8 protein-coding genes are annotated in these 6014 nt (G+C 32.8%); 4 read left to right on the forward strand and 4 right to left on the reverse strand.

Annotated elements, in window-relative coordinates; all coding sequences use genetic code 11:
* Window positions 1-10 precede the first annotated feature (10 nt).
* The 3 genes from crcB to L3X39_RS12715 form a co-directional block, all read right to left on the reverse strand.
* Complete coding sequence (gene crcB / locus L3X39_RS12705) at window positions 11-376, reverse strand: fluoride efflux transporter CrcB (protein ID WP_237232230.1); 366 nt, start codon at window positions 374-376, stop codon at window positions 11-13.
* Entirely contained in the window at window positions 377-1402 is a 1026-nt protein-coding gene (locus L3X39_RS12710) for an SRPBCC family protein (RefSeq protein ID WP_237232231.1), read from the reverse strand.
* Window positions 1403-1845: 443 nt separating this feature from the next.
* Window positions 1846-2031, reverse strand: a complete 186-nt coding sequence (locus tag L3X39_RS12715) for a hypothetical protein (protein WP_237232232.1) — start codon at window positions 2029-2031, stop codon at window positions 1846-1848.
* Window positions 2032-2069: 38 nt separating this feature from the next.
* On the opposite strand from L3X39_RS12715, the gene L3X39_RS12720 reads away from it, so the two are divergent.
* Window positions 2070-2456, forward strand: coding sequence for a pyrophosphohydrolase domain-containing protein (locus tag L3X39_RS12720; RefSeq protein ID WP_237232233.1), 387 nt, complete (start codon window positions 2070-2072; stop codon window positions 2454-2456).
* A 36-nt stretch (window positions 2457-2492) separates the two neighbouring features.
* On the opposite strand, the gene L3X39_RS12725 is transcribed toward L3X39_RS12720, so the two are convergent.
* On the reverse strand, window positions 2493-3560 hold the full coding sequence (locus L3X39_RS12725; RefSeq protein WP_237232234.1) for a branched-chain amino acid aminotransferase: 1068 nt from the start codon (window positions 3558-3560) through the stop codon (window positions 2493-2495).
* A 93-nt stretch (window positions 3561-3653) separates the two neighbouring features.
* Here L3X39_RS12725 and L3X39_RS12730 point away from each other — a divergent pair, with 93 nt between their 5' ends.
* The 3 genes from L3X39_RS12730 to L3X39_RS12740 all read left to right on the forward strand — a co-directional run bounded on the left by L3X39_RS12730 (window position 3654) and on the right by L3X39_RS12740 (window position 5875).
* Window positions 3654-4157 carry a DUF4920 domain-containing protein gene (locus L3X39_RS12730; protein WP_237232235.1) on the forward strand — a complete coding sequence of 168 codons (504 nt, stop codon included), beginning with the start codon at window positions 3654-3656 and terminating at the stop codon, window positions 4155-4157.
* A 1-nt stretch (window position 4158) separates the two neighbouring features.
* Window positions 4159-4884, forward strand: coding sequence for a tRNA (5-methylaminomethyl-2-thiouridine)(34)-methyltransferase MnmC2 (gene mnmC2, locus L3X39_RS12735; protein ID WP_237232236.1), 726 nt, complete (start codon window positions 4159-4161; stop codon window positions 4882-4884).
* 85 nt (window positions 4885-4969) lie between these two features.
* Entirely contained in the window at window positions 4970-5875 is a 906-nt protein-coding gene (locus L3X39_RS12740) for a TIGR01777 family oxidoreductase (protein ID WP_237232241.1), read from the forward strand.
* Window positions 5876-6014: the final 139 nt, after the last annotated feature.

Raw genomic sequence — 6014 nt, forward strand, 5'->3', positions numbered from 1 at the left:
TAATAACGATTTATTTAACCAAAAACATTCCTAAAAACACCGCTAAAAACCCAATAATAAAACTCGCAATGGTATAAAGTGCAAAACTAGTAAAATCACCAGCTTTTAAAAACACATGATTCTCGTATGCAAAGGTTGAAAACGTTGTAAAACCACCACAAAAACCAGTAGCCAAAAGTACCGTTTGGTTTTGTGATAAGGTGTTGTTTTTGGCGGCTAAACCCAATATAATACCAATAAGTAAACTACCTAAAATATTAGCCACAAAGGTTCCGTAAGGAATGCCATTTTCGGAACTGTTTAAATATTTACCTAAAATATATCGTAAAACACTTCCGAAACCGCCGCCTAAAAAAACCAATAAAACGTGCTTCATCTATTTTACAGCAATATAAATTTCGGTAATCCAATCTGCAGGATTTGGTGTGTTCATAGGGTCGGTAGGATATACTTCAAGCATAGGGCCATCTTGAGTAAACTCAAGTCCATTTGCTGGTATGTACGTCATGGTTGCCTCCCAAGTTTCTTTTAAGTTTTCATAGTTGCCTTTAAGGGTTGTTTTAACCGCTTTAAAAGGTTTTAACTGGCCTGTTAAAATATCGCTATCTGGTGCAGTAATAACTCTTTCGGTAGTTGGTACACAAGCTGAAAACATAGTCGCATTGTTTTCTACATCCCATTTGTGATAATAAGTATAAGGTGCTCCAGCCATGTTAATATTATTGTTCATAGCATACGATCCTACTTTGCTCATCATTTCGGGCATTTTGCTTTCTAGTTCACTTATTTTACAAGACGTTGTACTGTATAAATAATAGCCGCCACCGTGTTGTGTAATTCCTTCAATATTTATGCTATATTTTTTCATATCTGCATTAACAATACTATCTAATTTAAACAAACCCCTGTCAAAATCCGGACCTGTGTTTTCTTCGATAGAACCTGCAAAAGTGGTATACATTTTAGTCATAAAATCTTGCTTTCCCTTCATGCCCCATGTTACTTTTGTCCCTTCATCAGTGTTTTCAAAAGTCCAATTAATGTCTGATTCTGATTCAAATGGTTTTATAAAGCTAATATGTTGTGATATGGACTTATCTTGCTCTAATGCAGTGGTTTTCATACTGCCTTCACCTAATACCTCACCAGACCAGCTATAAGTTCCGTCTACACCAGAAGTTTTTTCACCATAAGTTAATGTAGCGTTTGGCTCTTGTTCAATCCATGGAGAAAAATCAGGCCAATTTTTAAAATCGTTTACTTTATTAAATACCATAGACGTGGGTGCTTTAATCACTTTACTTCTAGAAAATTCAAATTCGTTGGGTTGTACTGCAATAAAAATGGCTAACCCTATAATTACTATAAGTAATAAGAATAGTATGTACTTAAGCGCTTTCATTTTTTTTGGTTTGAAGAATTATAACTCAAATATAATCATTTTAAAATTTGAATTTAATAAATAAAGGCAGTTTGAAAGCTTTAATCTATAAAAGAGAAAAATTCGGAATGACAGAAAATAAAATTTAGATGTTTGAGATATTAAAAATGGAGAAAAGAAATTATGCTCTCAAAAAAAATTAAGAATTGGTGAGTGCAACTTTAAAAATTAGAACTTAAAAATTATGGTTCTGTTTTTTTGTTTACACTGAAAGCTAGAAGAATTAAATTAACAACAATTAATACGCTGATAATTATTAGAATTTTCATGTTTTAGTTGATTTAGCTACTTTGTAGATGACGGTATTCAAAAAAGGTTGCGTCAAAAAATAACATTTATTTATAAAACAAATAAAATTGCTTTTTTCCTACCTCTTATTTTATGTTTGTTAATGATTTGTACTGTTATCTGAAGAAAAACTTAATAGCAGCAATAAGTAAAATAAAAGAAATAAAGGCAATCAGTACCCAAACGCTACCAGCATAAAAGCGTTTATGTACTTTCAAATCTTTTCGGTAAGTAAATGCAATTATAATAGCGAAGGCTATAAAAAATAAAACACCAAAAATGATTTGACCTTTACTAAACATATAGTTATTTTTATGCGAATTTAAAGAAAACAGATTAAATGAAAAATAAAATTGAAGCCGTAAAAGCATTTCATACTGCTTTTAAAATTGGGTACAGAGAAAACCCGAAAGCAGATTTAGGATTAGAGAAGAATATGCTACGCTATAAGTTAATGCGCGAAGAGAATGAAGAGTATCTGGAAGCGGCTAGTAACAACGATTTAGTTGAGGTAGCTGATGCCTTAGGCGATATGCTTTATATTTTGTGCGGAACCATTATAGAACATGGATTGCAATATAAGATTGAAGAGGTGTTTGACGAAATACAACGCAGTAATATGAGTAAATTAGGTGAAGACGGACAACCTATTTATCGTGAAGATGGTAAGGTGTTAAAAGGACCCAATTACTTTAAACCCAAAATAGAATCGATTTTAAATAAATAAAAAAAGAGAAGCATTTTGCTTCTCTTTTTTTATTCTTTACTCGACCTTAAAACGCCACCCAAATGGGTCTTCCGCTTTATTGGTTTGAATATCAGTGATGCGTTTCTTTAAATAACTAGCAAAAGTATCATCTAACTTTGGCAACGTATAATCTTGGTCTTTATATCCAAATCCTGAGATAGGTGATATAACCGCAGCAGTACCAGCACCAAACATTTCTTTAAGCGTACCATTTTTGGCAGCTTCAACCACTTCAGTAACGGTTATTTTTCTAACATCTACAGCAATCCCTTCAGACTTCGCTAATTCAATAATGCTTTTACGTGTAATACCATCTAAAATACGATCGCTTGTAGGACCTGTAATTAAAGTATCATTAATACGAACAAAAATGTTCATTGCGCCAGCTTCTTCTATATATTCGTGGGTATTGTCATCGGTCCAAATCACTTGCTGATAACCTTTTTCAATAGCTAATTGTGTTGGGTAAAATTGTCCCGCATAGTTTCCACCGGCTTTTGCATAACCAACACCGCCATTCGCTGAACGCGAGTATTTTTCTTCAATTAAAACTTTTACTTCACCTGAGAAATATGAACCCGATGGTGCTGTTGCAATAATAAATTTATATTCGGTTGCTGGAGAAGCATGAAATCCATTTCCTGAAGCAAAAACAAAAGGACGAATGTATAATGAACTACCATCTTTTTTAGGAATCCAATCTTTATCAACCTCTAACAAAGCTTTTAAACCATCCATAAAATAGCTTTCTGGTAACTCAGGAATAGCCAAACGTTTTGCTGAAATATTTAAACGCTTAAAATTATCTAATGGACGAAATAACCAAACATTTTCTTCGGCGTCCTTATAGGCTTTCATACCCTCAAAAATCGATTGTCCGTAATGAAAAATCTTTGCTGAAGGATCTAATGTAATTGGACCATAAGGCACAACTTTAGGAGCTTGCCATTTGCCGTTCTTAAAATTACATTCTAGCATATGATCCGAAAACACACTGCCAAATTTCAAATTATCAAAATCTACCTCATTTATTTTTGTAGTTTTGGCTTTTAAAACCTCTATATCGTTGATTATAGTATTCATAAGTTTAAACATTTAACGACACAAATTTAACTAAAAACGTTTTTAAAAAAGCGTATATTTACATAAATCGTATAAAATTGAAATTTTAGTAACATGAAGTACTTAAGCTTAATAATTATTGCTGTTTTAATGTTAAATTCTTGTAAAAATAAAAATGAAGAACCTACTAAAACATTGGAAGAAGTTGAGGAAATAGCATATGCTACTTTCGGAAATGAAATAATAGCGGATGATGCGATAGCCTCAAGTTCAATGGCCTCACATTATAAAACAATGGCTGTTAGTGATAGTATAAATTCTAAAATGGTTGCCAAAGTAAATGAAGTTTGTCAAGCCAAAGGGTGCTGGATGACTTTGAATCTTGAAGACGGTAATGAAGTGATGGTTAAATTTAAAGATTACGGTTTTTTTGTACCTAAAGATATTGCTGGGAAAGAAGTAATTGTAAATGGAAAAGCATTTGTAAACGAAGTCTCGGTGGACGAACAGCGTCATTATGCAGAAGATGCTGGTAAAACAAAAGAGGAAATAGCTCAAATTACAGAACCTAAAAAAACATACTCGTTTGAAGCCGATGGGGTTTTAGTTAAACAGTAATTTGAAACGGGAAATAATTATTACTGCCGACGGTTCTACGACCATTCATTTACCTGACTGGAACGAACAATACCATTCTAAACACGGAGCGATACAAGAAGCATATCATGTTTTTATAAAACATGGGCTGCATCATTTTTGTGACCAGTTTTGTCATCCTGAACTTGTTTCAGGATCTCACAAAGAAATCTTGTCTAAAAAAATTAAAGAAATAACGATTTTAGAAATAGGATTTGGAACGGGTCTTAATGCATTTATAACACTTTTAGAAGCTGAAAAACTGAATATAACTATTAATTATATTGGAGTAGAGGGTTACCCAGTTTCAGCAGATGAAATTAATCAACTAAACTATTCTAAAGCATTAAAATCTCCAAACAGAGAAGCCTTATTTAAAAAACTACATGAGGTTTCATGGGAAGAAAAACATAAAATAACTACAAATTTTCAGCTTGTCAAACAGCAAAAAATGTTCGATAAGGTAAATGAAACCAATGTTTACAACCTTATTTATTTTGATGCGTTTGGAGCTCGTGTTCAACCAGAATTATGGACAGAAACTATATTAAAAAAGATGTTTAATGCTTTAAAACCTAACGGAATTTTAGTAACCTATTCTGCTAAAGGAAATGTACGACGCGCTATGCAATCGGTTGGTTATAAAGTTGATAAATTACCAGGTCCGCCTGGGAAACGAGAAATGTTACGCGGTTGGAAACCGGCGTAACATTTAATTATCAATTGTTTTGTTAAACCTTCTATAAATGATTAGTAAACACAACGCGTGTTTTGTAACTTTATCAAAAAAGAAAATGCGTGTTTTAATTACAGGTGCAACCGGGTTGATTGGTGATGAAATTGTAAAGCAATGTCATAAAAAGGACATCAAGGTTAATTACTTAACAACTAGTAAGTCTAAAATTCTTCAAAAGGAAAATTACATGGGATTTTATTGGAATCCTAAATCTCAAGAAATTGATAAAAATTGTTTTAAAGGTGTCGAAGCGATTATCCATTTGGCTGGAGCAACGGTTTCTAAACGATGGACAAATTCTTATAAGAAAGAAATTTTAAACAGCAGGATAGAAACTACACGGTTATTGGTAAATTCTTTAAAAGGCGAACAACATACTATCAAACAAATTATTTCGGCAAGTGCCATTGGTATTTATCCAGATTCTTTAACCAATTATTACGACCAATCATTCAATACCTACAGTAATTCGTTTTTGGGTAATGTTGTAAAAACTTGGGAACGTGAAGTCGATCAATTTTCTAAATTAGGAATAAGTGTTTCAAAAATTAGAATAGGCTTGGTATTGTCTAACAAGGGTGGCGCTTTACAAGAAATGGTTAAACCTATAAAAATGGGGTTAGGTGCTGCTTTTGGTAGCGGAAAGCAATGGCAGTCGTGGATTCATATTAAAGATTTAGCACGCCTATTTATATACGTTTTAAAGCATAATTTGGGCGATGTTTATAATGGCGTTGCACCAAACCCAGTAACCAACCAAGAGTTAACAAAAACCATAGCAAGTGTTTTAAATAAGCCGTTGTTTTTACCTAATATACCGAAGTTTTTTATGAAACTTGTTTTAGGCGAAATGCATACACTACTGTTTGAAAGTCAGCGTGTAAGTTGTAAAAAGATAGAAAATAAAGGCTTTCATTTTAAATATCACCATTTACAACCAGCCTTAGAGGATTTGTTGGGGTGATTTTTAACGCTCGTTTAACGTGATTGTGTATGATTTCGTTGCGTGTTTAAGCACTAAAGTTAGCAAATAAATCACAGATAGAAAGTCCGCGAGGACTTTCGTAAGTAGGCTAGCACTAGCAATAAATTATATACGTTGT

Origin of the sequence: Flaviramulus multivorans, from assembly GCF_021728415.1 — a bacterium.
Lineage (GTDB): Bacteria > Bacteroidota > Bacteroidia > Flavobacteriales > Flavobacteriaceae > Sabulilitoribacter > Sabulilitoribacter multivorans.

What these genes read in the sequence shown, in the direction of transcription:
- L3X39_RS12720 (WP_237232233.1), top strand. Translation starts at nt 2,070, where the DNA reads ATGAAAAATAAAATTGAAGCCGTAAAAGCATTTCATACTGCTTTTAAA.
- L3X39_RS12715 (WP_237232232.1), bottom strand. Translation starts at nt 2,031, where the DNA reads ATGTTTAGTAAAGGTCAAATCATTTTTGGTGTTTTATTTTTTATAGCC.
- crcB (WP_237232230.1), bottom strand. Translation starts at nt 376, where the DNA reads ATGAAGCACGTTTTATTGGTTTTTTTAGGCGGCGGTTTCGGAAGTGTT.
- L3X39_RS12740 (WP_237232241.1), top strand. Translation starts at nt 4,970, where the DNA reads ATGCGTGTTTTAATTACAGGTGCAACCGGGTTGATTGGTGATGAAATT.
- L3X39_RS12730 (WP_237232235.1), top strand. Translation starts at nt 3,654, where the DNA reads ATGAAGTACTTAAGCTTAATAATTATTGCTGTTTTAATGTTAAATTCT.
- L3X39_RS12725 (WP_237232234.1), bottom strand. Translation starts at nt 3,560, where the DNA reads ATGAATACTATAATCAACGATATAGAGGTTTTAAAAGCCAAAACTACA.
- L3X39_RS12710 (WP_237232231.1), bottom strand. Translation starts at nt 1,402, where the DNA reads ATGAAAGCGCTTAAGTACATACTATTCTTATTACTTATAGTAATTATA.